The following is a 25,093-nucleotide window of genomic DNA, read 5'->3' as shown; positions in this document are numbered from 1 at the left end:
TTAGCTTCGTCGGGTGCACGCGTTCGACGTACTCGGGGATCCGGTCCGACGGCGGATCCTCGAACTACTCGCCGAGGGCGAGCTGACCTCCGGCGCGGTCACCGCCGTGATCCAGGAGGAGTTCGGGATCAGCCAGCCGGCGGTCTCGCAGCATCTCAGGGTGCTCCGGGAGAGCGGCTTCGCGACCGTACGGCCGCAGGGTGCCCGCCGCCTCTACGCGGTGAACTCCGAGCCACTGCGGGACGTGGACGTCTGGCTCGACCGTTTCCGGCGCTTCTGGACCCCGCACCTGGACGCGCTCGCGACCGAGATCGCGCGGGGCAAGCGCGACCGTCGTCTCCGCGAGGCGGCCAACCCGACCTCCGGGCCAGCCCGGACCTCCGGAACAGCCCGGACCGCCCGAGCGGACAGGTCCGACAGCGAAGAACAGCCGAGGAGAGATACATGATCGACGTCAACGAGCAGATCAGCGCCGTACGGCGACACATCGGCAGCCGGGTGCTGGAGGCGGGCGAGGCCCGGGTCCAGACCATCAGCCGGGTCTACGACACCACGCCCGAGGACCTCTGGGACGCGTGCACCAACGCCGAGCGGATTCCCCGCTGGTTCCTGCCCGTCACCGGGGAGCTGCGGCTGGGCGGTCGCTACCAACTCCAGGGCAACGCCGGGGGCGTGGTCGAGCGCTGCGACCCGCCGAAGAGCTTCGCCGCCACCTGGGAGTTCGCCGACACGGTGAGCTGGATCGAGGTCCGGCTGACCGCCGAGCCGACCGGCGGCACCCGGTTCGAACTGGAACACGTCGCCCACGTCAGCGAGGAGCTGTGGGAGCAGTACGGGCCGGGCGCCACCGGGGTCGGCTGGGAACTCGGGCTGATGGGCCTCGCTCTGCACCTCGCCGGTGCCGGCGCCACGGTGGACCCGGCCGCGATCGAGGCGTGGTCGCTGTCCGACGAGGGCCGGGACTTCGTCGCGCGCAGCAGCGCGGGCTGGTGCGACGCGAGCATCGCCGCCGGCACCGATCCGGCGCTGGCGCGGGCCGCCGCCGACGCGACGACCGCCTTCTACACCACCGTGCCGGAGCCGTCACCGGGGTCCTGAGCCGGACCGGCACAGCGACGAGCAGGGCTTACGGGCCAGGCGGCGGCGGATAATCCGGCGAAAACGTCGGCCGGGCGCCGTACAGTACCCCGCGGCACGACACCAGGGGTCGTGCCGCGGGACTGTGCGGAGGCTGAGCTGATGCGGTGGGCGGAAACATCGCGGTGCGAGCGCGCGACCGGCCGGGGCGGGGTGCCCCGGTGGTGACGGTCGGCGGGGCGGAAGCGAGGCGTGCGCCCGTGCGCCCGACGGGCGGGTTCGCACCGACGCTGGCCGTACTCGAATATCACCTGGCCGACTACCGGCGGACCTGGCGGTCCAGTGCGGTGTCGTCGTTCGTGCTGCCGCTGCTGACCATGGTCGGCTTCGGGCTCGGCGTCGGTGCCTACGTCACCCAGGGTGTCGACGGGGTCGACTACCTCGACTTCCTGGTGCCCGGACTGATCGCCTCCACCGCGCTCCAGGTCGCCGTCAGTGAGTCCACCTGGCCGGTGCTGAGCAGTTTCAACTGGGTCCGGAGCTACTTCGCGCAGGTCGCCGCGCCGTTGCGGATAACCGACATCCTCGGCGGCCACCTGGCCTTCGTCGCCTTCCGGGTGTTCACCAGCAGTGTGGCGTTCCTGCTGGTGGCGGCGGCCTTCGGCACGCTGCGTTCGGTCTGGGCGCTGGCCACCCTGCCGCTGGTGGTGCTGATCGGGCTCGCCCTGGCCACCCCGGTCTTCGCCTACTCCGCCTGGGTGCGCACCGACAGCTACCTGGCGATCCTGTTCCGCTTCGCGATCATCCCGATGACGTTGTTCGCCGGGGTCTTCTTCCCGGTCGAGTCACTCCCGGTGGGGCTGCGCTGGGCGGCGTACCTCTCACCGCTCTGGCACGGCGTCGACCTGTGCCGGGCCGCCACGCTCGGCGTCGCGCCGCAGTGGTCGGTCGCCGGTCATCTGCTCTACCTCGGCGCCTGGGCGGTCGGTGGCTGGCTGCTGGCCCGGGTCGCGTTCCGTCGCCGGCTCGTGGTCTAGGAAGGGATACCCGTGGTCAGCCTGCTCCTGCCCCGGTTGGTCAACCTTGAGGGCGCCCGCCGTTCGGTCTCGGTGGCCGAACGCAACGTCGCCGCGCTCAAGTCCGCCTACTGGGTGGTGCTGGTCTCCGGCTTCTTCGAGCCGCTGCTCTACCTGCTCTCGATCGGGGTCGGGGTGGGCGCGCTGATCGGCGACCTCACCCTGCCCGGGGGAGCGGTGGTGACGTACGCGGCGTTTGTCGCCCCGGCGATGCTCGCCTCGTCGGCGATGAGCGGGGCGCTCTCGGAGACCACCTTCAACTTCTTCGGCAAGATGAAGTACATGAAGCTGTACGACGGGATCCTCGCGACCCCCGTACGGCCGTTCGAGATCGCCCTCGGCGAGCTGGGCTGGGCGATGATGCGCGGCACCCTCTACTCGGCCGCGTTCCTCGCCATCATGGTCGCGATGGAGCTGACCAGCGCGGTCCGGGCCGTCGCCGCCTTCCCGGCGGCGGTGCTGGTGGGCTTCGCCTTCGGCGCGCTCGGCATGGCGCTGTCCACCTTCATGCGCAGTTGGCAGGACTTCGACCTGATGGGCTCGGCCCAGTTCGCCCTCTTCCTCTTCTCCGGCACCTTCGTGCCGGCGCAGAGCTACCCGGTGGTGCTGCGCTGGCTGGTCGAGGTGACCCCGCTCTACCGGGCGGTCGACCTGATCCGGGGCATCACCACCGGCACCGGCGGCCTGGTCCGGCTGGTGGACGTGCTCTACCTGCTCGCCGCCACCGGGCTCGGTCTGCTGGTCGCCTCCCGCCGGATGGGTCGCCTGCTGTACAAGTGACCTGACCAGGTGGGTTATCCCGGCTGCCGACAGGGCATCAGGTGGTGACCGGCACGCCGTGCGAAGAGGAGGGTCGTGATGGCCTCGGACCAACCGTCGGACCGACCGACGCCGGACCGGCCCGCCGCTCCACCGGCGCCGGACGAGGGGCCGTCGAGTCCGGTCCGGCTCCCCGGCACCTCCTGGTGGGCGGCGCTGCGGCGTACGGTCGCCGAGTTCCAGAAGGACAACCTGACCGACCTGGCGGCGGCGCTGACGTACTACAGCGTGCTCTCGATCTTTCCCGGCGTGCTGGTGCTGGTGTCGCTGCTGGGCCTGCTCGGCAAGCGGACCACCGACGACGTGCAGGGGACCGTCCGGGACGTGGTGCCGGCGGGTGACATCCAGGACATCCTGGACGCCGCGATCACCCAGGTACGCGAAAGTGCCGGCACGGCCAGCCTCGCGGCGGCCCTCGGTCTGCTGGCCGCTTTCTGGTCCGCCTCGGGTTACGTCGGCGCGTTCATGCGTGCCTCGAACGCCATCTACGACGTGCCCGAGGGGCGGCCGATCTGGAAGACGCTGCCGATCCGGCTCGGCGTCACCGCCGTGATCGGGGTGATGCTGCTGGCCAGCGCCCTGATCGTGGTCTTCACCGGGCGGCTGGCGGAGGTCGCCGGTGACGTGCTGGGGATCGGATCGCTCGCCGTGACGGTCTGGGACATCGCCAAGTGGCCGGTGCTGTTGCTGCTGGTCAGCCTGATGTTCGCGATCCTCTACTGGGCGTCGCCGAACGCCCGGCAGGGCGGCTTCCGCTGGATCACCCCGGGCGGGGTGGTGGCGGTCGTGGTGTGGCTGCTCGCCTCCGCCGGGCTCGCGCTCTACGTGGTCAACTTCGGTTCGTACAACAAGACGTACGGCACGTTGGCGGGTGTGGTGGTGTTCCTGATCTGGCTCTGGCTGACCAACGTGGCGATCCTGATCGGCGCCGAACTCAACGCCGAGCTCGAGCGTGGACGGGCGATCGCGGCGGGTTACCCGCCGGATCGAGAGCCGTACCTGGAGCTCCGGGACGATCGCACACTGCGCAAGTCGGCGCGTCCGCCAAACGAATGAGTTTTCTTGATCGCGACGCTGCTTTTGCTGAAGAAGACAAAAGTTCGTTCCAGATCTCCTGAAGCTCTAGACAGCCGCGCCGGAAGGCTCCTACTGTGTCGGGCACAACACCTCGACGTTGCGTCGATGTGAACAGACCCGACCGGGAGGTGAGTCCACGTGCGTACGGCGGAACCACTCCACCTCCGGTTGCTGCGACTCCTCCGTGACCAGGGCGCGGTCTCCCGCGCCGAACTCGCCGACCGGTTGGAGATGCCCCGACCCCGGCTCCTCGCCGAACTGGACCGTTTGGTGAACGCCGGATACGTCGCGGAGGCGGGACTCGCCGCCAGCCGTGGCGGTCGTCGCTCCACACTGGTCGAGCTCAACCCGGCCCTGCGGTTCGCCGCGGTAGACCTCGGTGCCAGCTCGATCGACGTCGAGGTGGTCAACGGGCGCCTCGAGCCGGTCATCGCGTACGCCGAGGCGAGCGACATCCGTTCCGGCCCGAAGGTGATCCTGCAACGGGTCAACGAGCTGTTGCACAAGGCCAAGGTGGAGGGCGCGTACGAGCGGCTCGACGCGGTCGGCATCGGCGTGCCCGGTCCGGTGAGCTTCCGCGACGGGGTGCCGGTGTCACCGCCGATCATGCCGGGCTGGGACCGGTTCCCGGTGCGTGAGCTGCTCACCCGCGAGCACAAGTGCCCCGCGGTGGTGGACAACGACGTCAACATAATGGCGATCGGTGAACGGCACGGGGGCGTCGCCCACTCGGTGGACGACTTCCTCTTCGTCAAGATCGGCACCGGCATCGGGTGCGGGATCTACCTGACCGGTGAGGTCTACCGGGGCACCGACGGATGCGCCGGCGACATCGGCCACATCCAGGTCGACTCGCACGGTCCGATGTGTTCATGTGGCAACGTCGGCTGTCTGGAGGCGCTGTTCAGCGGCGCAGCCATGGCCAAGGACGCCACGGTCGCGGCTCGCAGTGGCGCATCACCGGTGCTGGCCGAGCGGCTCGCGGCGAGCGGTGCGGTCACCGCCCTGGACGTCGCCGAGGGCGCCGTCGAGGGGGACGTGACCTGCATCCGGCTCATTCGTGACGGCGGGCGGCGGGTGGGCGGAGTTCTCGCCGGCCTGGTCAGCTTCGCCAATCCATCGATGATTGTCATCGGAGGGGGGCTGGCCCAGTTGGGTCACATCCTGCTCGCGGAAATACGCAGCGTGGTCTACCGGCGGTCGCTGCCGCTGGCCACCGGCAACCTGCCGGTGGTGCTTTCCGAACTCGGCCCCCGCGCGGGGGTCACCGGCGCCGCGGTACTCGCCAGCGACGTCGCCTTCGGGGAGGCATTGTGAGCGAGCAAGCCATTACCGAACAACCAGATAACCAGGTCGAGTCGCCGGTCGTGCTGCGGCTCACCGACGTGGTGAAGACCTTCCCCGGCGTACGCGCGCTCGACGGCGTGCAGCTCGAGGTGCGGGCCGGCGAGGTGCACTGCCTGCTCGGGCAGAACGGGGCCGGCAAGTCCACCCTGATCAAGGTGCTCTCCGGCGCCCACCAACCGGACTCCGGCCAGGTCGAGTGGTTGGGTGAGCCGGTCAGCTTCGCCAACCCGCAGGCCGCGATGAAGGCCGGGATCGCCACCATCTACCAGGAGCTCGACCTGGTCGAGGACCTGTCGGTGGCGGAGAACGCCTTCCTCGGCCACGAGCCGCGCAGCCTCGGCTTCGTCCACCGTGGTCGGATGGAACGCCAGGCCAACGGCATCCTCGCCCGCCTCGGCCACGGCGAGATCCCGTCCAGCACGATGGTCCGGTCGCTGCCGGCCGCCGGCAAGCAGATCGTCAGCATGGCCCGCGCGCTCTCGCACGAGGCTCGGCTGATCATCATGGACGAGCCGAGCGCGGTGCTCGCCCACGACGAGGTCGGCAACCTGTTCCGGATCATCCGCGAGCTGACCGCACAGGGCATCGCGGTCATCTACATCTCGCACCGGATGGACGAGATCCGCGAGATCGGCGACCGGGTGACCGTACTCAAGGACGGTCGGACCACGGCGGCGAACCTGCCCGCCCGGACCACCCCGACCAAGGATCTGGTCAGCCGGATGACCGGCCGCAACATCGAGTACGTCTTCCCGGACCGGCCGGCGGCGACCGACGCCGACTCCGCCGAACTGCTCCGGGTGGACGGGCTCAGCCGTGACGGCGAGTTCGCCGACATCTCGTTGACCGTCCGCGCGGGTGAGATCGTCGGCATCGCCGGTCTGGTCGGCTCCGGCCGGTCGGAGGTGCTGGAGTGCATCTACGGCGCCCGGCGGGCACAGGCCGGCACGGTCACCATGAACGGGCGCACCCTGCGTCCGGGCAGCGTGGGCGCGGCGGTGAAGGCCGGCATGGGAATGGCCCCGGAGGAGCGCAAGAGCCAGGCGTTGCTGCTCGGTGAGCCGATCTACCGCAACGTCACGCTGGCCACGTTCAGTCGGTACGCCAAGCTCGGCTTCACCGACGCCGGCAAGGAACGGACCGAGGCGGAGGGTATCGCCGACGCGCTGGAACTGCGTCCGCGTGACGTGCGCCGGGCCGTACGCACCCTCTCCGGTGGCAACCAGCAGAAGGTGGTGGTCGGTCGCTGGCTGCTCGGCGACACCCGGCTGCTGCTGCTCGACGAGCCGACCCGGGGCGTCGACGTCGGCGCCCGCGCCGAGCTCTACCAGGTGATCCGCGACCTTGCCGCACGTGGTGTGGGAGTGCTGCTGGTCTCCAGCGAGGTGCCCGAGGTGCTGGGCCTGGCCGACCGTGTGCTGGTCATGCGGGAGGGACGGGTGGTACGCGAGGCGCCGGCTGGCGAACTTGACGAAGACACGGTGCTCGACCTCGTCATGTCGGGGTCGCTGATGGAAGGTGCGCCAGCATGAGTGACGCGACCGCGACCGCGGTGGCCGAGACCCCGCAGCACGGCGGCGCCACGCCTCCGGCCAAGGGTGGCAAGTTTCGTGGCGACCTGGGCGAGTCGATCACCCGTAACCTGGGTCTGGTCGGCGTACTGGCGCTGCTGATCATCATCGGTGCGGTCACCCAGCCGAACCTGTACGGCGACTCCACCTGGGTCTGGAACAACGTCCTGTCGATCCTCCAGTTGGCCTCCGTGGTCGGTGTGGTCACCGTCGGGATGACGTTCGTGATCATCGGTGGCGGCATCGACCTCTCGGCCGGCGCGATCGTCGCGCTCGCCGGGGTCTGGGCCACCACCGTCGCCACCCAGAGCTACGGCGCGGCCGGCATGATCTTCACCGCCATCATCGTCGGCACGATCGTCGGTCTGGTGAACGGCGTGTTGATCTCGTACGGCAAGTTGGTGCCGTTCATCGCCACCCTGGCCATGCTGGTCGCCGCCCGGGGGCTGGCGGCCCAGATCTCGAACAAGCAGACCCAGGTCTCGAGCAACACCTTCATCAACGGGATCGCGGCGAACAAGTTCCTCGGCATCCCGATCCTGGTCTACATCTTCGCCGGGGTGGTGATCGTCGGCTGGGTGCTGCTCAACCGCACCACCTTCGGTCGCCGTACGGTCGCGGTCGGCGGCAACCCCGAGGCGGCCCGGCTCGCCGGCATCAACGTCAGGTGGCACAGCCTGCTGCTCTACGCGCTCTCCGGGCTCTGCTGCGGGATCGCCGCGATCATGCTGACCGCCCAGGCCAACTCGGCCCAGGCGGCCATGGGCAACCTCTACGAACTCGACGCGATCGCCGCCGCGATCATCGGCGGGACGCTGCTCAGCGGCGGCCGGGGAACCATCATCGGCTCCGTGCTCGGCGTGATCATCTTTGCCACGATCACCAACCTGTTCGCGATCAACGGTCTTCCGGTCGAGATCCAGAACATGGTCAAGGGCGGCATCATCGTCGCCGCCGTACTGATCCAGCAATTCCGGTTCAAGTCGGTCACCCAGTTCTTCGCGCGGAACAAGGTCACCACGACCTGAGGCACCGCAACCCTCCAGGTGACGCCGCAGCCAGGCGCTCGCCGGACCCAACATATCCGCACACCCCCACCCTTCAAGGAAAACAGGAGGTCGTTATGACCCAGCAAGCGCGCGACCTGTCGCGCCGCCGGCTGATGTTCGGCGGGGCCGCGCTCGGCGCCGGTGCCCTGCTCACCGCCTGCACCAGTAACGAAGCTTCCGCGCCGGAGGGCCAGACCAAGGTCGCCGACGCCTCCGCCGCCGCCCCGGGCAAGCCGGTCACCATCGGTTTCTCCGCCCCGGCCGCCGACCACGGCTGGCTCGCGGCCATCACCACCAACGCCAAGGCGCAGGCCGGGCTCTACTCGGACGTCACCTTCAAGACGGTCGAGGCCGGTGCCGACGCCCCCGCCCAGCTCGCCGCGCTCCGTACGCTGATCGCGCAGAAGCCGGACGTCATCGTCCTGCTGCCGCACGACGGCAAGGAGCTGAACGCGTTCGGCCTGGAGGCCATGAAGGCCGGCATCCCGGTGGTCAACCTGGACCGCGCGTTCCCGGACGCGCTCGCCTACCGGCTCCAGATCAAGGGCGACAACTACGGCATGGGCGTCTCCGCCGGCAAGTACATCGGCGAGCAGATGAAGGCCAAGGGGATCGCCAACCCGATCATCGGTGAGATCCCGGGCATCGACTCGCTGGAGCTGACCTCGGAGCGCTCGGCCGGCTTCAAGGCCGAGCTGGCCACCTTCGGCTTCACCGTGGCCCGGCGGATCCCGGCGGAGTTCACCGCCGACACCGGCCGGGTGGCGGCGTCGCAGCTCCTCCAGGCGCTGCCGAAGATCGACGCGGTCTGGAACCACGACGACGACCAGGGCATCGGCGTGCTGGCCGCGATCACCCAGGCGAACCGGAGCGAGTTCATCATGGTCGGCGGCGCCGGCTCGAAGGCCGCGATCGACGCGATCGGGGCCGACAACAGCGTGCTGAAGGCGACGGTCACGTACAGCCCCTCGATGGCATCCTCGGCGATCACGCTGGCTCGCCTGATCGGTCAGGGCAAGGGCATGTCCGACCTGGTCGAGCTGCAGGTCCCGAAGGAGATCACTCTCACTTCGGAGACCATCACCAAGGAGAACGCGAGCACTTACAGCAAGCTCGGGTTCTGATCTAGGGGGAGGCCCACCTTGTCCACTGTAGAAAGCGAGCTGCGGGTCGGCATGGTCGGCTACGCGTTCATGGGCGCCGCGCACTCACAGGCGTGGCGCACCGTGAACCGCGTGTTCGACCTGCCGACACGAGCCCGGATGGCCCTGATCTGCGGCCGGGACGAGTCGAAGGTGGCCACGGCCGCCAACCGGCTCGGCTGGGACGGGCACACCACCGACTGGCGTGACCTGATCAACCGGGACGACATCGACGTGGTCGACGTCTGCACCCCCGGCGACAGCCACGCCGAGATCACCATCGCGGCGTTGGCGGCGGGCAAGCACGTACTGTGCGAGAAGCCGCTGGCCAACACCGTGGAGGAGGCTCGGGCCATGGTCGCCGCGGCGACCAAGGCGCAGGCGGCTGGCGTGCGGTCCATGTGCGGGTTCAACTACCGCCGGGTCCCCGCGGTCACCCTCATGCGCAAGCTGGTCGAATCCGGCCGGCTCGGCGTGATCCGGCACGTGCGTGCGGTCTACCTGCAGGACTGGATTGTCGACCCGCAGTTCCCGCTGGTCTGGCGGTTGCAGCGGGACAGGGCGGGTTCCGGTGCGCTGGGCGACATCGGCGCGCACATCATCGATCTGACCCAGTACGTGACCGGACAGCGGATCACGGGGGTCAGCGCGATCACCGAGACGTTCGTCAAGGAGCGCCCGTTGCCGGCGGAGTCCAGCGGACTCGCCGCGTCCACCGGCAACGGCTCCGTCGAGGCGATCGCCACCGGTGAGGTCACCGTCGACGACGCCGCCGTCTTCGTGGCGCGGCTCGACGGCGGGGCCCTGGCCACGTACGAGGCGAGCCGGTTCGCGACCGGGCGCAAGAACGCGCTGCGGGTCGAGATAAACGGATCGCTCGGCTCGGTCGTGTTCGACCTCGAACGCCTCAACGAGCTGGAGTTCTACGAGGCCAGCGGCCCCACGGCCGAGCAGGGCTTCAACCGGATCCTGGTGACCGAGGGCGACCACCCGTACATGTCCGCGTGGTGGCCGCCGGGACACATCATCGGCTACGAGCACTCGTTCACCCACGAGATGCGTGACTTCCTGGAGGCGATCGCCACCGGGACCGACCCCACCCCGTCGTTCGCCGACGCCCTCCAGGTCCAGCTCGTGCTGGACGCGGTGGTGCGCTCGGCGGAGCTGGGCTCGTCGTGGACCGAGGTCGAGCCCACGCTCGTCACGGTCGCCGCCTGACCCGGCACCACCGCGGCACCGACCGGTCGCGCCGCCCGGCGCACCGGTAGGTCCGCCCACCGGTTCCAGTACGTCCATCCCGTGGGGTTGCGTGCCAACAACCCCACCCGAGCGGCTTTCCGGGCCGATCAGCGAGGGTCCGGTCGCGGTTGCGCCCCGCGCCCGGAGCAGGGTCGACCCGGAGGGCGTACGTCTCGCGAGTCCAGCCGGACCGTGCCGGACGTACGGAGGTAACGCGGTCGTCCGGTACGGCCGGACCGGGATTCCCCGGTCGTACCGGACGCCCGAGCAGCACGGCCACCCCGACCCCCTCGGGGCACCCGACCGGCCCCAACCCCCGGGGCCGCCCGTTCCACGGTTCCACCCGGACCCTGACCCCCAGGGCCGGTCATCCGATCCGGACCCCAACACGGTCCGGACACCTTCGCAGAGGGCTACGCCGTAGCCCGGGGTACGGCCCGGGGCCCCCGTCCCGGACCGCATCCGACAACTACATCAGGGAAGGACTCCGGCTGGCGCGGCGCTGCGGTACCGCCGCCGTACCAGCCGGCACGACGCGGGGGAGGCAAGGTCGCGACGCCGACCGACCTTGCCTGCCAGCCCCGTCCGCCCGTACCTGTCGGGTTCCACGAACAACGCCGTTGCCGCCGACTCCGGCGCTGTTCGTGGGACGTCATCCGCGCAGGTCGGGCGGGCGGGGTGCTCTTCCACCACGCCGTTGACTTTCCAGCACGCCAGTATTTATACCGGCGGATCTGTCCGACCCCCCGGGCAGGTGCCGTCGCGCAGTTCCCCGCGCGAGGAAGGAGCACAACATGCGTACGGGAATCTGGCTGGTGGGCGCACGCGGCTCGGTCGCCGTCACCAGCGTGGTCGGGGCACTCGCCCTACGTGCCGGGCTCGTCGAGCCGACCGGCTGCGTCACCGAACTACCCGCGTTGCGCAGCCCGGCCCTGCCCGGCTACGCCGACCTGGTCTTCGGCGGTCACGACATCGCCCCCACCCCCATCCTCAAGAAAGCGGAGTCGCTCGCCGCCGCCGGTGTGCTGCCGGCCCGACTGGTGGCCGCACTCCCCGACGAACTGGCCTCGGTCGAGGACGAGATCCGTCCGGTGCCGGCGGCGCAGCGGCAGGCCGACGTGATCGCCGCACTCGTCACCGACCTCAACAACTTCCGCGAGCGGCACCGGCTGGACCGGGTGGTGGTGGTGAACGTCTCGGCCACCGAACCGGCACCGGAACCGCACCCCGGGCACGCCGACCTGGCCGCGCTGGAGCGGGCGCTCGCCACCGAGGCGGTGGTGCTGCCGCACAGCTCCGCGTACGCGTACGCGGCGTTCACCGCCGGCTGCTCCTTTGTCGACTTCACCCCGTCCACCGGTGCCCGGCTGCCGGCCCTGGCCGAACTGGCCGAGCGGGAGCGGTTGCCCTACGCCGGGCACGATGGCAAGACCGGGGAGACCCTGGTCAAGTCGGTGCTGGCGCCGATGTTCGCGCTGCGCAACCTGAAGGTGCGTACCTGGTCCGGGGTGAACCTGCTCGGCGGCGGCGACGGCGCCAACCTGGCCGAACCGGCCGCGAACGCCGCGAAGGCGGCGAGCAAGCAGCGGGTGCTCGGCGAGACGCTGGGTTACGTGCCCCAGGGCAACACCCGGATCGAGTACGTCGACGACATCGGCGACTTCAAGACAGCCTGGGACCTGATCACCTTCTCCGGGTTCCTCGGCACCGCGATGCGGATGGAGTTCACCTGGCACGGCTGTGACTCGGCGCTCGCCGCGCCGCTGGTGCTCGACCTGGCCCGGCTGACCGCCACCGCGCACCACACCGGACGCAGCGGCCCCCTCGGCGAGCTGGCGTTCTTCTTCAAGGACCCGCTCGGTGAAGGACCGCACTCGCTGCCGGAGCAGTGGGCCACCCTCTGCGCCTTCGTCCGCCGGCTCGACGCCGACGCGGCCGGCGTCGGGCGGGACCGGGCCGCCGTCGGGGGTGACCCGGACGGTGTCGGGCACGACCCGGACGGCCGACCCGCCGACGGTGTCGGACAGTCCGCCGCGGAACAGGGCTGAGGTGCGCCGACATGCCCCCCTCGCTGGCTGATCTCGCCGAGCTGGTCCGGGCGCCGGCGGCGCTCTCCGTACCCGGTGACGTGGTGGCCGGTGCCGCCGCCGCGAATGCCCTGGACCGTCGGGTGCCGGCCCTGGCCGGTGCCTCGGTGCTGCTCTACTGGGCCGGGATGGCGGCCAACGACTGGGCCGACCGCGACCTCGACGCGGTGGAACGGCCGGAGCGGCCGATCCCGAGCGGCCGGGTCAGCCCGAACACCGCGCTCGGCATCTCGGCCGGGCTGACCGCCGCCGGGCTGGCCGTCGCCGGGCTCACCGGTGGCCGGCGGGCGCTCGCCGTCGCGGTGCCGCTGGCCGGCGCGATCTGGGCGTACGACGTGAAGGCCAAGAACACCGCCGCCGGTCCCGCCGTGATGGCCGCCTGCCGGGGGCTGGACGTGCTGCTCGGCGCGAGCGGTGGCCGGGCACTGCGGGCGGTGCCGGCGGCGGTGACGGTGGCCGCGCACACGTACACCGTGACCGAACTCTCCCGCCGCGAGGTCAGCGGCGCCGACCGTACCCTGCCCCGGGTGACCATGGCCGGCACCGCCGCGGTGGCCGCCTCGGCGGTGGTCGGCCCCCGCCGCACCGGCTGGCGGGCCTGGGTGCCCGCCGCGCTGACCGCCTGGTACGTCGGCCAGTACGGCACCGCCCAGGCCCGGGTCGCCACCGACCCGGCCGCTCCCCAGGTACGGGCGGCGGTCGGGGCCGGCATCATGGGCCTGCCCGCGTTGCAGGGCGCGCTGGTCGCCCGGACCGGTGCCGGCCTGCTCGGTCTCGCGGTCGCGGCGGCGGCGCCGATCGGCCGGCTGCTGGCCCGGAAGCTGTCTCCGACATGAGCGGCGGGGATGCGGTGCCGACCGGAGCACCGACGGCGCCCGGCCTCCGGTTCGGGTACGGCACCAACGGGTTCGCCAACCACCGGCTGGACGACGCCCTGCGGGTCATCGCCGACCTCGGCTACCAGGGGGTCGCGCTCACCCTCGACCACGACCACCTGGACCCGTTCGCCCCCGGCCTGGCCGGTCGGGTGAGCGCGCTCGGCAACCGGCTCGCCGAACTGGACCTCGGCCTGGTGATCGAGACCGGCGCACGCTACCTGCTCGACCCGTGGCGCAAGCACGCGCCGACCCTGCTCGACGACGACCCGGCGGTGCGGATCGAGTTCCTCCGCCGGGCCGTGGCGATCGGCGCCGACCTGGGTGCCGAGGCGGTCTCGTTCTGGTCCGGGGTCCGCCCGACCCGGGTCGACCAGACCAGCGCGTGGGACCGACTGGTCGCCGGCTGCGCCGAGGTGGTCGACGTCGCCGACGCGGCCGGCGTCACGCTCGGGTTCGAACCGGAGCCGGGCATGCTGGTGCCGGACATCGCCGCCTGGTGGCGACTGCGCGGCGCGCTCGGCGCGCCGCCCGGCTTCGGCATCACCCTCGACATCGGACACTGCCGGTGCCTCGAACCGCAGCCCGTGCCGGAGTGCGTGGTCGAGGTGGCCGAGCACCTGGTCAACGTACAGATCGACGACATGCGGCGGGGGGTGCACGAGCACCTGGAGTTCGGCACCGGCGAGATCGACTTCCCGCCGGTGCTGCGGGCCCTGGCCGACGCCGGATACGCCGGGCTGGTCGCGGTCGAGTTGCCCCGCGACTCGCACGCCGCGCCGGCCGTCGCCGCCCGCTCGGTCGACTTCCTGCACGCCTCGGCCAAGCAGGCCGGGGTGGCCGTGACCCGGACGGGTCGGCTCGGCGGCGGATCCGACGGTGCCGGTGGGGTTCCACCGGCCGTCGTCGCGACCGGTATCCCGGCCGGCGGCGTTACCAGCGAGCCGGCCGGAACGGTCACCACCGTGGCCCGCCCGGTCGGCGCAGAAGGGGAGGCGTAATGGAACCGGACGAACTACGGGCCGCGCTGGCCGCCCTACCCGACCCGGACTGGCTGGACCAGGCGCTGGAGCGGGTCCGGACCGAACCGGACGCGCTCGGGCGACTCTTCGCCGCCGCCGGTCGCCGCTGCGGCCGGGCGCCGCTGACCCGGGCACCCGGCTGGACCGCCGACGACGCGGCCCGGGTGCTGCTGCTGACCGCGCTACCGGCCGACCGGGTGGTCGGCCAGGTCGAAACCCTCTACCGGTACGGCGACGCGGCGGAGAAACGCGCCGTCCTGCGCGCCCTGCCGTGGCTGCCGGTCGGGGCGAGCGCCGTGCCGCTGCTGCACGACGCGATCCGGACCAACGACACCCGGCTGGTCGCCGCCGCGCTCGGCCCGTACGCCGCCCACCTCGACCCGGCGAGCTGGCGCCAGGCGGTGCTGAAGTGCGTCTTCATGGAGGTGCCGCTGGCCGTGGTGGACCGGCTCGACGAACGGGCCGACGGCGAACTGGAGATCATGCTCGCCGGTCTGGACGAGGAGCGCCGCGCCGCCGGTCGCACCATCCCCGCCGACGCCTCCGCCCTGCTGGCCCGGCTCCGCGACCCGGCGTCGTCGCCCCGACCGACCACGAAGGAGGCGTGACATGCGCATCTTCGACCCGCACATCCACATGACCTCACGCACCACCGACGACTACGAGCGGATGGCCGCCGCCGGGGTCCGGGCCCTGGTCGAGCCGGCGTTCTGGCTGGGCCAGCCGCGTACCGGCGCGGGTTCGTTCGCGGACTACTTCGACTCGCTGGTCGGCTGGGAGCCGTTCCGGGCCAGCCAGTTCGGCATCCGGCACTACGCCACCATCGCGCTCAACCCGAAGGAGGCGAACGACCCGCGCTGCCGGGAGGTGCTGGACCTGCTGCCGCGCTACCTGGACAAGGACAACGTGGTCGCGGTCGGCGAGATCGGGTACGACTCGACCACGCCGGAGGAGGACGAGGTCTTCGCGGCCCAACTCGCCCTGGCGGTCGCGTACGACCTGCCGGCGATGGTGCACACCCCGCACCGGGACAAGGCGCGCGGCACCCAGCGGAGCCTCGCGGTGATCGCCGAGTCGGGCATCGCACCCGGTCGGGTGGTGATCGACCACCTGAACGAGGTCACCGTCGAGGCGGTCCGCGACTCCGGCTGCTGGGCCGGCTTCTCCATCTACCCGGACACCAAGATGTCGCCGCCCCGGATGGTCGAGATCCTGCGCAGGTACGGCACCGAGCGGATGCTGGTGAACTCGGCCGCCGACTGGGGCCGGTCCGACCCGCTGCTGACCCGGGTCACCGGTGACGCGATGCTCGCCGCCGGTTTCGCTCCGGACGACGTCGACCAGGTGCTCTGGCGCAACCCGATCGAGTTCTTCGGCCAGTCCGGCCGGCTCGACCTGGCCGAGCTGGAGGGCGAGGTGGCCGGACCGGAGCCGACCTTCGAGGGCAACTCGATCCTGCGGGGAGGTAGCTGATGCGGTTGCGACATCCGGACGGGCAGACCGTCCACCTGAGCTACTGCACGAACGTGCACCCGGCCGAGGACCTGGCCGGGGTGATCAGCCAGCTCGACACCTTCGCCGAGCCGATCCGGCGCCGGCTCGACGCCGACGTACTCGGCCTGGGGCTCTGGCTGGCCGCACCGGTCGCCGCCGGACTCGCCGCCGATCCGGCACTGCGCCGCCGGCTGCGTACCGAACTGGACGCGCGCGGGCTGGAGGTGGTGACGCTCAACGGCTTCCCGTACCGGTCGTTCCAGGCGCCGGTGGTGAAGCTGGGCGTCTACCACCCGGACTGGACCGCGCCGGAGCGGCTGGAGTACACCCTCGACCTGGCCCGGGTGCTGGTCGACCTGCTTCCCGACGACGCCGCCCGGGGTTCCATCTCCACCCTGCCGCTGGCCTGGCGTACGCCGTGGACCCCGGCCCAGGCCGGTGCCGCCGCCCGTACGTTGGAACAGCTCGCCGCCGGCCTGGCCTCGATCGCCTGGCAGACCGGCCGGGCGGTCCGGGTCGGGTTCGAGCCGGAGCCCGGTTGCGTGGTGGAGAGCACCGCGCAGGCCGTCGAGCAGCTCTCCCGGGTGGACACCGACCGGCTCGGTGTCTGCCTGGACCTGGCCCACCTCGCCTGCGCCTGGGAGGAGCCGGCCGAGGCGCTGGCGAAGCTGCGCCGGGCCGGACTGCCGGTGGTGAAGGTGCAGGTGTCGGCCGCGCTCCAGGCGGACGACCCGGTGGCCGCCGCCGAGCAGCTCGGCGGGTACGTCGAGCCGCGCTTCCTGCACCAGACCCGGGGCAGCGGCTGCGCCGGAGCGGCCGATCCGGCCGATCCGGCACACGCCACCGACGACCTCGACGAGGCGCTCACCGGTGAGCTGCCCGGCGCCTGGCGGGTGCACTACCACGTGCCGCTGCACGCCGACCCGGAGCCGCCGCTGCGGGCCACCACCCCGGTGCTCCGGGGCGCCCTGGGCGAACTGCTCGGTGGCGAGCGCGCCGGCTGTGACCACTTCGACGTCGAGACGTACACCTGGGGGGTTCTGCCGGCGACCCGGCGGCCGAACTCGGACGCCGAGCTGGTCGGCGGGATCGCGGCCGAACTGGCGTTCGCCCGTGACGAGCTGGTCGACCTCGGCCTGACCCCCGTTTCCGCCCCGGTGACGGCGTGACCGGGCTCATGGCAGGAGAGAACATGGCACCGCTGGTAGTGATCAACGTGGTCGGGTTGACCCCCCGACTGCTCGCCCACATGCCCCGGCTGCGCGCCGTGGCCGAGACCGGGTTCGAGGCGGAGCTGGGCACGGTGCTGCCCGCGGTCACCTGCTCGGCGCAGGCCACCTTCCTCACCGGTGCGCCGCCGAGCGAGCACGGCATCGTCGGCAACGGCTGGTACTTCCGCGACCTGGGCGAGGTGTTCCTCTGGCGCCAGCACCACGCGCTGATGGGTGGGGAGAAGGTGTGGCAGGCGGCCCGGAAGGAGCGGCCGGACTACACCGTGGCGAACATCTGCTGGTGGTACGCGATGGGCGCGGACGTCAACTGGACGGTCACGCCCCGGCCGATCTACTACGCGGACGGGCGCAAGGAGCCGGACTGCTACACCGACCCGCCGGAGCTGCACGACGAACTCACCTCGAAGCTCGGCGGCTTCCCGCTCTTCACCTACTGGGGGCCGGGTGCCGGGCTGCCCTCGTCGCGCTGGATCTGCCAGGCGGCGCAGCAGGTGATGGCGACCCACGACCCGGACCTGACCCTGGTCTACGTGCCGCACCTGGACTACGACCTGCAACGGTTCGGGCCGGGTTCGGCCGAGGCGGTGGCCGCCGCGGCGAAGCTGGACGGGGTGCTCGGCCCGCTGCTCGACGCGGCGCGGGCGCGCAACGCCACGGTGGTGGTGCTCTCGGAGTACGGCATCACCGACGCGAACCGTCCGGTGGACGTGAACCGGCTGCTCCGCCGCGAGGGGCTGCTCCGGGTATACACCCAGGACGGGATGGAGTACCTCGACCCGTGGACGTCGCGGGCGTTCGCGGTCGCCGACCACCAGATCGCCCACGTGTACGTGAAGGACCCGGCCGACGTGGCCGAGGTGGCCAAGCTCTGCGCCGCCCTGCCCGGGGTGGCCGAGGTGCTCGACGCCGAGGGCAAGGCCCGGTACGGGCTCGACCACGAGCGGGCGGGTGAGTTGGTGCTGGTGGCCGAGCCGGACGCCTGGTTCACGTACTACTACTGGCTGGACGACGCGGCGGCGCCGGACTTCGCCCGGTTGGTGGAGATCCACCGCAAGCCCGGTTACGACCCGGCCGAACTCTTCTTCGACCCGGAGGCGCCGGGCGCGGCGAAGCGGCGGGCGGGGGTGGCGCTGGCGCGCAAGAAGATGGGCATGCGATACCTGATGAGCGTGGTCGGGCTGGACGCCGGGGCGCGGGCGGTACGCGGCTCGCACGGCCGGTTGCCGGCCGACCCCGCCGACGGCCCGGTGCTGCTCTGCTCCGCCTCGGACGCCGCCCGGGACAAGGTGGCCGCGACCGAGGTCAAGGGGCTGTTGCTGGAACTCGCCGGCATCGGCTCGCGGGAGCGGTCGTGACCGCGACCGCGCCGCTGACCGACGCGGCGGAGTTGCGGAAGCGGTTCGACGCCCAACTCTCGGCGTTCCTGGAGCGGCAGGACCCGGACTGGCCGGACGGGGCGCCGCGCGGCGTCTTCACCACCCTGCACCGGTTCGTGCTGGCCGGCGGGAAGCGGCTGCGGCCGATGTTCTGCTACTGGGGCTGGCGCGGGGCGGGCGGGCTGGACGACACCCCGATCGTGGTCGCCTCGGCGGCGCTGGAGCTGTTCCACGCGTTCGCGCTGATCCACGACGACATCATGGACGGCAGTGACCGGCGCCGGGGTGAGCCGTCGGTGCACCGGCTCTTCGCCGACCTGCACACCCGCTCGTCCTGGCGCGGCGACCCGGCCTCGTACGGGCGCAGCACCGCGCTGCTCTGCGGTGACCTCTGCGCCGCCTGGGCGGACCAGATGTTCCACGAGTGCGGGCTCAGCGCCGACCAGGTGCACCAGGGCTACGGCGTGTTCGCGAACATGCGTACCGAGGTGATCGCCGGGCAGTACCTGGACCTGGTCTCCGGGGTCGGGGACGGGTCGGTGGCGAGCGCGCTGACGGTGATCCGGATGAAGGGCGCCCGCTACACGGTGACCCGGCCGTTGCAGATCGGCGCGGCGCTGGCCGGTGCCGGTCCGGAGCTGCTGGCCGCGTTCGCCGCCTTCGGTGACCCGCTCGGCGACGCGTTCCAGCTCCGCGACGACGTGCTCGGGGTCTTCGGCGACCCGGCGGTGACCGGCAAGTCGGTGCTGGACGATTTGCGGGAGGGCAAGCCGACGGTGATGATGGCGTTGGCCCGGGGCAGTGCGGACCGGGAGCAGGCGCTGCGGCTGAAGGAGCTGTTCGGCAACCCGGACCTGGATCCGGACGGGGCGGCCGAGCTGCGCGGCATCATCCTCGACACCGGCACCCTGGACCGGATCGAGCAGATGATCAGGGTGCGTACGGACGCGGCGCTCGCGGCCCTGGTGGACGCGCCGGTGGCACCGCAGGCGAAGGCGCAACTGGCGGCGCTGGCCGCCGAGGCGACCGACCGCCGGCACTGAGCCGCCGGGGTGGGTGTCGGACGGCGGCGTTGTCGCGGCGTCGGCACTCACGGCGATCGGCCGGCGACGCTGACGCGAACTTTTCTTCAACTGAGCAAAAGTTTGGTTCCGGAACCAAGAAGCTATGGACACATCTACACATAGAAATTAGTGTCACCCTGAACACGAGGTTGTTACGTCGATGTAACCGGCGGCGCGGTTAGCCCATCGACCGGTGGACCGTCAGGCGCATGGCGCCGAACGGGTCACCACCCGGCGGGAGTGGCATCCCTCCGGGTCGGGTTCAACCGGCTACGGCATCCGGCGCGACGGCGCGCGCCCTGCCTGGCAGTCAACTGCTCAGGAAGGGAAGTCACCCCTATGTCCATATCGGACACAGCAAGAATCCGACCCGGGCGCTGGCAGTCAGCGGGCTCAGCCCTGCTGCTCGTCGCCGCGACCCTCACCACCGTGGTCACCACCACCGCGACCACCGCCGCCCCGGCACAGGCCCACCCGATCAGCGCGGCCGACTTCCAGCAGGTCACCCTGGCCCGGGGCGAGGCCGAGGTCGGCGAGCCGATGACCATCGCCGTGCTGCCGGACCGCTCGGTCCTGCACACCGCGCGTAACGGCACGCTGCGACGTACGGACGCCAACGGCACCACCGCCGTGGTCGGCACCCTGCCGGTCTACACCCACGACGAGGAGGGGCTCCAGGGCGTCGGGGTCGACCCGGGCTTCGCCACCAACCGGTTCATCTACCTCTACTACGCCCCGCCGCTCTCCACCCCGGCCGGCGACGCCCCCGCCACCGGCACGAGCTGGACCGCCTGGCAGGGCGTCAACCGGCTGTCCCGGTTCACCGTCAACGCGAACTGGACGCTGAACATGGCGAGCCAGGTCAACGTGCTCGACGTCGCGGCCGACCGGGGCATGTGCTGCCACGTCGGCGGCGACATCGACTTCGACGCCGCAGGCAACCTCTACCTCTCCACCGGTGACGACTCCAACCCGTTCGACTCCGCCGGCTACTCGCCGATCGACGAGCGGACCAACCGCAACCCGGTGTACGACGCCCAGCGCTCCGCCGGCAACACCAACGACCTGCGCGGCAAGATCCTGCGGATCAAGGTGAACGCGAACGGGACGTACTCCATCCCGGCCGGCAACCTCTTCGCCCCGGGCACCGCGAACACCCGGCCCGAGATCTACGCGATGGGCTTCCGCAACCCGTTCCGGATGAGCGTCGACAAGACCACCGGCCACGTCTACGTCGGCGACTACGGGCCGGACGCCGGCTCCACCAACGCCAACCGGGGACCGAGCGGCCAGGTCGAGTTCAACCGGGTCACCTCGCCCGGCAACTACGGCTGGCCGTACTGCACCGGCACGAACACCACCAGCGAGACGTACAACGAGTGGACCTTCCCGGACGGGCCCGGCAACGCCAAGTACAACTGCACCGGCGGCCCGACCAACAACTCCTTCCGCAACACCGGCCAGACCACCCTGCCGCCGGCCCGCCCGGCCTGGATCCGGTACGCCGGTGACGCCGGCACCCCGCCGGAGTTCGGCGGCGGCTCCGAGTCGCCGATGGGCGGCCCGGTCTACCGCTACAGCGCGTCCAACCCCTCCACCACCAAGTTCCCGCAGTCCTTCGAGGGGCAGTTCTTCGCCGGTGAGCTGGGCCGGGGCTGGATCAAGCCGATCCACGTCAACACCGACGGCTCGGTCGGCACGATCGACACCTTCCCCTGGGTCGGCAAGCAGGTCATGGACATGGCCTTCGGCCCGGACGGCGCGCTCTACGTGCTCGACTACGGCACCGGCTACTTCAACGGCGACGCCAACTCGGCGCTCTACCGGTTCGACTACATCGCCGGCGGCAACCGGGCACCGACCGCGGTCGCCTCGGCCAACCGCACCTCCGGCGCGGCCCCGCTCGCGGTCACGTTCTCCTCGGCCGGCTCGTCCGACCCCGAGGGGAGCGCGTTGACGTACTCCTGGGCGTTCGGCGACGGCACCACCTCCACGGCGGCCAACCCGACCAAGACGTACACCGCCAACGGCACCTACACCGCGACCCTGACCGTACGGGACCCGGCCGGCGCCACCGGCAGCGCGAGCGTGATCATCAGCGTCGGCAACACCGCCCCGACGGTGACCATCAGCGCCCCGGCCAACGGGCAACTGGTCTCCTTCGGCGACGCGGTCCCGTTCCAGATCACGGTGACCGACCCGGAGGACGGGACGATCGACTGCTCGCGGGTCAAGATGACGTACGTGCTCGGCCACGACACCCACGGCCACCAGATCACCTCGGCCAACGGCTGCACCGGCACCATCACCATCCCGACCGACGGTGAGCACGACGAGGCGGCGAACATCTTCCCGATCTTCGACGCCGAGTACACCGACAACGGCGGGCTGACCACCCACACCCAGCACATCCTCCAGCCCAAGCGCCGGCAGGCGGAGCACTTCAAGACCTCCTCCGGGGTCAACACCTTCACCAAGACCCCGGCCGAGGGTGGCCGGACCGTCGGTGACATCAACAACGGCGACTGGATCGCGTTCGAGCCGTACCGGCTGGCGAACGCCACCTCGTTCACCGCCCGGGTCTCCTCGGCCGGCAGCGGTGGCACCCTCCAGGTCCGGGCCGGATCGGCCACCGGCACCGTGCTCGGCTCGGCGACCGTACCGGTCACCGGCGGCTGGGAGACCTTCACCAACGTCACCGGGACCATCAGCAACCCGCCGGCCGGCACCACCACGCTCTACCTGACCTTCGCCGGCACCGGCACCGGGGCGCTCTACGACCTGGACGCCTTCACCTTCACCACCGGCACCGGCGGTGGTGGCGGCGGCACCGGCCCGATCAGGGGCCTGGCCGGCAAGTGCCTGGAGGTCGACGGCGGCGGGACCGCCGACGGCACCCAGATCCAGATCAACACCTGCGCCGGTACGCCCCGCCAGACCTGGACCGTGAACGGCCAGACCCTGCGGGCGCTCGGCAAGTGCCTGGACATCTCCGGTGGCGCCGCCACCAACGGCACGAAGATCCAGCTCTGGACCTGCAACGCCACCGGGGCGCAGAACTGGGTCCCGCAGGCCGACAGCACCCTGCGCAACCCCACCACGGGCAAGTGCCTGGACGTGTCGAACAACAGCTCCGCCGACGGCCAGGACGTACACCTCTGGGACTGCATCACCACCGCCGCCAACCAGAAGTGGACCCTCCCGTAACCGCACCCCCCAATGTAAGGAAGGGCCCCTTCTTATCGCTTTCTGTATAGGAAGGGGCCCTTCCTAACTCGCCCTAGGGAGAGCACCCATGCGCAGACTGCTGCGTCCCGTCCTCGGTACGGCTTTGGCGGCACTCGCCGTCATCGCCTGTACCACCCCCGCCACCCCGGCCAGCGCCGCCGACGCCCCGTACGACGTCCTGGTCTTCTCCAAGACGGCCGGCTTCCGGCACGACTCGATCGCGGTCGGCACCCAGGCGATCCGCGACCTCGGCGCGGCGAACAGCTTCACCGTCACCGCCACCGAGGACGCCAACGCCTTCACCACCGCGAACCTGGCCCAGTACGAGGTGGTGGTCTTCCTCAACACCACCGGCGACGCGCTCAACGCCGCCCAGCAGACCGCCTTCGAGTCCTACATCCGCAGCGGCAAGGGGTACGTCGGCGTGCACGCCGCCGCCGACACCGAGTACGACTGGCCGTTCTACGGCAACCTGGTCGGCGCCTGGTTCGCCTCGCACCCGGCGATCCAGCAGGCCAACGTCAAGGTGGAGAACCGGGCCACGGCCGCCACCGCCACCCTGCCGCAGACCTGGACCCGCACCGACGAGTGGTACAACTACCGGACCAACGTCCGCTCCACCGCCCGGGTGCTGGCCACGCTCGACGAGTCGTCCTACTCCGGCGGCGGGATGGGCGCCGACCACCCGCACTCCTGGTGCAAGGCGTACGAGGGCGGACGGTCGTTCTACACCGGCGCCGGGCACACCCAGTCGACGTACGCGGAGCCGGCGTTCCGGGCGCACCTGCTCGGCGGCATCCGGTACGCGGCCGGCCGGACCAAGGCCGACTGCCGCCCCGAGACCGGCTACACCACCCTCTACAACGGCTCCACCACCGGCTGGTCGCAGGCGGGTCCGGGCAACTTCACCAACACCGACGCCACCCTCACCTCGGTCGGCGGCATGGGACTGTACTGGTACAGCGCGAAGCAGTTCTCGTCGTACTCGTTGAAGCTGGACTGGAAGATGGACGGCGACGACAACTCCGGCATCTTCATCGGCTTCCCGTCCTCGACCGACCCCTGGTCGGCGGTGGACAACGGCTACGAGATCCAGATCGACGCCACCGACGCGGCCGACCGGACCACCGGCGCGGTCTACACCTTCAAGTCGGCCGACATCGCGGCCCGGGACGCGGCGCTCAACCCGCCGGGGGAGTGGAACAACTACGAGCTGCTGGTCGAGGGTGAGCGGCTGCGGATCTACCTCAACGGCGTACAGATCAACGACTTCACCAACACCAACCCGGTCCGGTCGCTCGCCGGCTACATCGGCCTGCAGAACCACGGGACCGGCGACGACGTGTCGTTCCGCAACGTGCGGATCAAGGAACTCGGCACCCAGCCGCCGACCGGCAACACCACCGTCCAGGCCGAGGCGTTCAACTCCACCGGCGGCGTGCAGGTGGTCGGCAAGACCGGCGCCAACGGCGGCTCGACCATCGGCTACATCGACAACGGCGACTGGGCCGCGTACAACGGGCTGGACCTGACCGGGGTCACCTCGTTCCGCTCCCGGGTCGTCTCCGGCGGTGCCGGCGGTGCCATCCAGGTTCGTACCGGTTCCACCACCGGCCCGGTCCTCGGCACGGTCACGGTGCCGAACACCGGCGGCTGGAACACCTTCGCCGACGTCACCACCAACCTGGCCAACGTGCCGAGCGGCAACCAGAACCTGTACCTGACCTTCACCGGCAGCGGCACCGGCCTGTTCGACGTCGACGACCTCACCCTGGTCCGAGGCGGTGGCGGCCCCGGCCCGACCCCGGGCACCGGCCCGGTCGTCGGCCTGGCCAACAAGTGCCTCGAGGTCGACGGCGGCGGCACCGCCGACGGCACCCAGATCCAGATCAACACCTGCAACGGTACGCCGAGGCAGAGCTGGACCCGGCAGGGTCAGACCCTGCGGGCGCTGGGCAAGTGCCTGGACGTCTCGGGCAGCGGCACCGTCAACGGCACCAAGATCCAGCTCTGGACCTGCAACGGCACCGGGGCGCAGAACTGGACCCTGAACGCCGCCGACAGCTCGCTGCGCAACGCCACCTCCGGCAAGTGCCTGGACGTGTCGAACAACAGCTCGGCCGACGGCCAGGACGTACACCTGTGGGACTGCCTCGGCGCGGCCAACCAACGCTGGACCCTGCCCGCCTAAACGCCCCCTGGTGCAAGGAAGGGCCCCTTGTTAACGCATAGCGTTAACAAGGGGCCCTTCCTTGCCTGTGGGGGCGGGGCCTAGAGTGGGTCTTGGCAACCCTGGAGACCACCGGTGAGCAGCGGGA

The 25,093-nt window shown here is 71.1% G+C and carries 20 protein-coding genes; all 20 read left to right on the top strand.

Annotation, left to right across the window (positions count from 1 at the left end; genetic code table 11):
* The first annotated feature begins 13 nt into the window (after positions 1-13).
* The 20 genes from ACI2K4_RS26590 (at position 14) to ACI2K4_RS26495 (ending at position 24,966) form a co-directional block, all read left to right on the top strand.
* On the top strand, positions 14-448 hold the full coding sequence (locus ACI2K4_RS26590; RefSeq protein WP_404515164.1) for an ArsR/SmtB family transcription factor: 435 nt from the start codon (positions 14-16) through the stop codon (positions 446-448).
* Complete coding sequence (locus tag ACI2K4_RS26585) at positions 445-1,098, top strand: SRPBCC family protein (protein WP_404515162.1); 654 nt, start codon at positions 445-447, stop codon at positions 1,096-1,098. Before ACI2K4_RS26590 ends, ACI2K4_RS26585 begins: the two co-directional genes overlap by 4 nt.
* A gap of 239 nt (positions 1,099-1,337) precedes the next feature.
* Complete coding sequence (locus ACI2K4_RS26580) at positions 1,338-2,114, top strand: ABC transporter permease (RefSeq protein ID WP_404515160.1); 777 nt, start codon at positions 1,338-1,340, stop codon at positions 2,112-2,114.
* 12 nt (positions 2,115-2,126) lie between these two features.
* Positions 2,127-2,933, top strand: coding sequence for an ABC transporter permease (locus tag ACI2K4_RS26575; protein WP_404515158.1), 807 nt, complete (start codon positions 2,127-2,129; stop codon positions 2,931-2,933).
* A 78-nt stretch (positions 2,934-3,011) separates the two neighbouring features.
* Entirely contained in the window at positions 3,012-4,028 is a 1,017-nt protein-coding gene (locus ACI2K4_RS26570) for a YihY/virulence factor BrkB family protein (RefSeq protein WP_404515156.1), read from the top strand.
* Between the two features lie 159 nt (positions 4,029-4,187).
* Complete coding sequence (locus ACI2K4_RS26565; RefSeq protein WP_404515154.1) at positions 4,188-5,366, top strand: ROK family protein; 1,179 nt, start codon at positions 4,188-4,190, stop codon at positions 5,364-5,366.
* Positions 5,363-6,928 (top strand): sugar ABC transporter ATP-binding protein, encoded by a 1,566-nt coding sequence (locus tag ACI2K4_RS26560; RefSeq protein WP_404515152.1) that lies wholly within the window; start codon positions 5,363-5,365, stop codon positions 6,926-6,928. Before ACI2K4_RS26565 ends, ACI2K4_RS26560 begins: the two co-directional genes overlap by 4 nt.
* Positions 6,925-7,995, top strand: coding sequence for an ABC transporter permease (locus ACI2K4_RS26555; RefSeq protein WP_404515150.1), 1,071 nt, complete (start codon positions 6,925-6,927; stop codon positions 7,993-7,995). The genes ACI2K4_RS26560 and ACI2K4_RS26555 overlap by 4 nt, the downstream gene beginning before the upstream one ends.
* A 95-nt stretch (positions 7,996-8,090) precedes the next feature.
* Complete coding sequence (locus ACI2K4_RS26550) at positions 8,091-9,140, top strand: substrate-binding domain-containing protein (protein ID WP_404515148.1); 1,050 nt, start codon at positions 8,091-8,093, stop codon at positions 9,138-9,140.
* Positions 9,141-9,191: 51 nt separating this feature from the next.
* Entirely contained in the window at positions 9,192-10,376 is a 1,185-nt protein-coding gene (locus tag ACI2K4_RS26545; protein WP_404515388.1) for a Gfo/Idh/MocA family protein, read from the top strand.
* Between the two features lie 815 nt (positions 10,377-11,191).
* Positions 11,192-12,445, top strand: a complete 1,254-nt coding sequence (locus ACI2K4_RS26540; RefSeq protein WP_404515146.1) for an inositol-3-phosphate synthase — start codon at positions 11,192-11,194, stop codon at positions 12,443-12,445.
* A gap of 11 nt (positions 12,446-12,456) precedes the next feature.
* The gene (locus ACI2K4_RS26535; RefSeq protein WP_404515144.1) at positions 12,457-13,320 is read left to right on the top strand and encodes an SCO3242 family prenyltransferase; all 864 of its coding nucleotides are present in this window, start codon (positions 12,457-12,459) and stop codon (positions 13,318-13,320) included.
* On the top strand, positions 13,317-14,360 hold the full coding sequence (locus tag ACI2K4_RS26530) for a sugar phosphate isomerase/epimerase family protein (protein ID WP_404515142.1): 1,044 nt from the start codon (positions 13,317-13,319) through the stop codon (positions 14,358-14,360). The genes ACI2K4_RS26535 and ACI2K4_RS26530 overlap by 4 nt, the downstream gene beginning before the upstream one ends.
* A complete protein-coding gene (locus tag ACI2K4_RS26525; RefSeq protein WP_404515140.1) occupies positions 14,360-14,989 on the top strand; it encodes an EboA domain-containing protein in 630 nt (209 codons plus the stop codon). The genes ACI2K4_RS26530 and ACI2K4_RS26525 overlap by 1 nt, the downstream gene beginning before the upstream one ends.
* A 1-nt stretch (position 14,990) precedes the next feature.
* Complete coding sequence (locus tag ACI2K4_RS26520; protein WP_404515138.1) at positions 14,991-15,854, top strand: TatD family hydrolase; 864 nt, start codon at positions 14,991-14,993, stop codon at positions 15,852-15,854.
* Positions 15,854-17,044, top strand: a complete 1,191-nt coding sequence (gene eboE / locus ACI2K4_RS26515) for a metabolite traffic protein EboE (protein ID WP_404515136.1) — start codon at positions 15,854-15,856, stop codon at positions 17,042-17,044. Before ACI2K4_RS26520 ends, eboE begins: the two co-directional genes overlap by 1 nt.
* Positions 17,045-17,067: 23 nt before the next feature.
* Entirely contained in the window at positions 17,068-18,462 is a 1,395-nt protein-coding gene (locus ACI2K4_RS26510; protein ID WP_404515134.1) for an alkaline phosphatase family protein, read from the top strand.
* On the top strand, positions 18,459-19,526 hold the full coding sequence (locus ACI2K4_RS26505) for a polyprenyl synthetase family protein (RefSeq protein ID WP_404515131.1): 1,068 nt from the start codon (positions 18,459-18,461) through the stop codon (positions 19,524-19,526). Before ACI2K4_RS26510 ends, ACI2K4_RS26505 begins: the two co-directional genes overlap by 4 nt.
* A gap of 360 nt (positions 19,527-19,886) precedes the next feature.
* Positions 19,887-22,754 carry a PQQ-dependent sugar dehydrogenase gene (locus tag ACI2K4_RS26500; RefSeq protein ID WP_404515129.1) on the top strand — a complete coding sequence of 956 codons (2,868 nt, stop codon included), beginning with the start codon at positions 19,887-19,889 and terminating at the stop codon, positions 22,752-22,754.
* Positions 22,755-22,842: 88 nt separating this feature from the next.
* Positions 22,843-24,966, top strand: coding sequence for a ThuA domain-containing protein (locus ACI2K4_RS26495; RefSeq protein WP_404515127.1), 2,124 nt, complete (start codon positions 22,843-22,845; stop codon positions 24,964-24,966).
* Positions 24,967-25,093 lie beyond the last annotated feature (127 nt).

The sequence above is a fragment of the Micromonospora sp. NPDC050397 genome (assembly GCF_044901685.1).
Taxonomy (GTDB): Bacteria; Actinomycetota; Actinomycetes; order Mycobacteriales; family Micromonosporaceae; genus Micromonospora_G.
The sequence above is the reverse complement of the archived record's forward strand: the minus strand, read 5'-3'. Positions and strand labels throughout refer to the sequence as shown.

Coding starts and splice junctions, on each gene's coding strand:
- ACI2K4_RS26540 (WP_404515146.1), top strand. CDS start 11,192: ATGCGTACGGGAATCTGGCTGGTGGGCGCACGCGGCTCGGTCGCCGTC.
- ACI2K4_RS26535 (WP_404515144.1), top strand. CDS start 12,457: ATGCCCCCCTCGCTGGCTGATCTCGCCGAGCTGGTCCGGGCGCCGGCG.
- ACI2K4_RS26585 (WP_404515162.1), top strand. CDS start 445: ATGATCGACGTCAACGAGCAGATCAGCGCCGTACGGCGACACATCGGC.
- ACI2K4_RS26530 (WP_404515142.1), top strand. CDS start 13,317: ATGAGCGGCGGGGATGCGGTGCCGACCGGAGCACCGACGGCGCCCGGC.
- ACI2K4_RS26495 (WP_404515127.1), top strand. CDS start 22,843: ATGCGCAGACTGCTGCGTCCCGTCCTCGGTACGGCTTTGGCGGCACTC.
- ACI2K4_RS26545 (WP_404515388.1), top strand. CDS start 9,192: ATGGTCGGCTACGCGTTCATGGGCGCCGCGCACTCACAGGCGTGGCGC.
- ACI2K4_RS26555 (WP_404515150.1), top strand. CDS start 6,925: ATGAGTGACGCGACCGCGACCGCGGTGGCCGAGACCCCGCAGCACGGC.
- ACI2K4_RS26570 (WP_404515156.1), top strand. CDS start 3,012: ATGGCCTCGGACCAACCGTCGGACCGACCGACGCCGGACCGGCCCGCC.
- ACI2K4_RS26525 (WP_404515140.1), top strand. CDS start 14,360: ATGGAACCGGACGAACTACGGGCCGCGCTGGCCGCCCTACCCGACCCG.
- ACI2K4_RS26550 (WP_404515148.1), top strand. CDS start 8,091: ATGACCCAGCAAGCGCGCGACCTGTCGCGCCGCCGGCTGATGTTCGGC.
- eboE (WP_404515136.1), top strand. CDS start 15,854: ATGCGGTTGCGACATCCGGACGGGCAGACCGTCCACCTGAGCTACTGC.
- ACI2K4_RS26500 (WP_404515129.1), top strand. CDS start 19,887: ATGTCCATATCGGACACAGCAAGAATCCGACCCGGGCGCTGGCAGTCA.
- ACI2K4_RS26520 (WP_404515138.1), top strand. CDS start 14,991: ATGCGCATCTTCGACCCGCACATCCACATGACCTCACGCACCACCGAC.
- ACI2K4_RS26510 (WP_404515134.1), top strand. CDS start 17,068: ATGGCACCGCTGGTAGTGATCAACGTGGTCGGGTTGACCCCCCGACTG.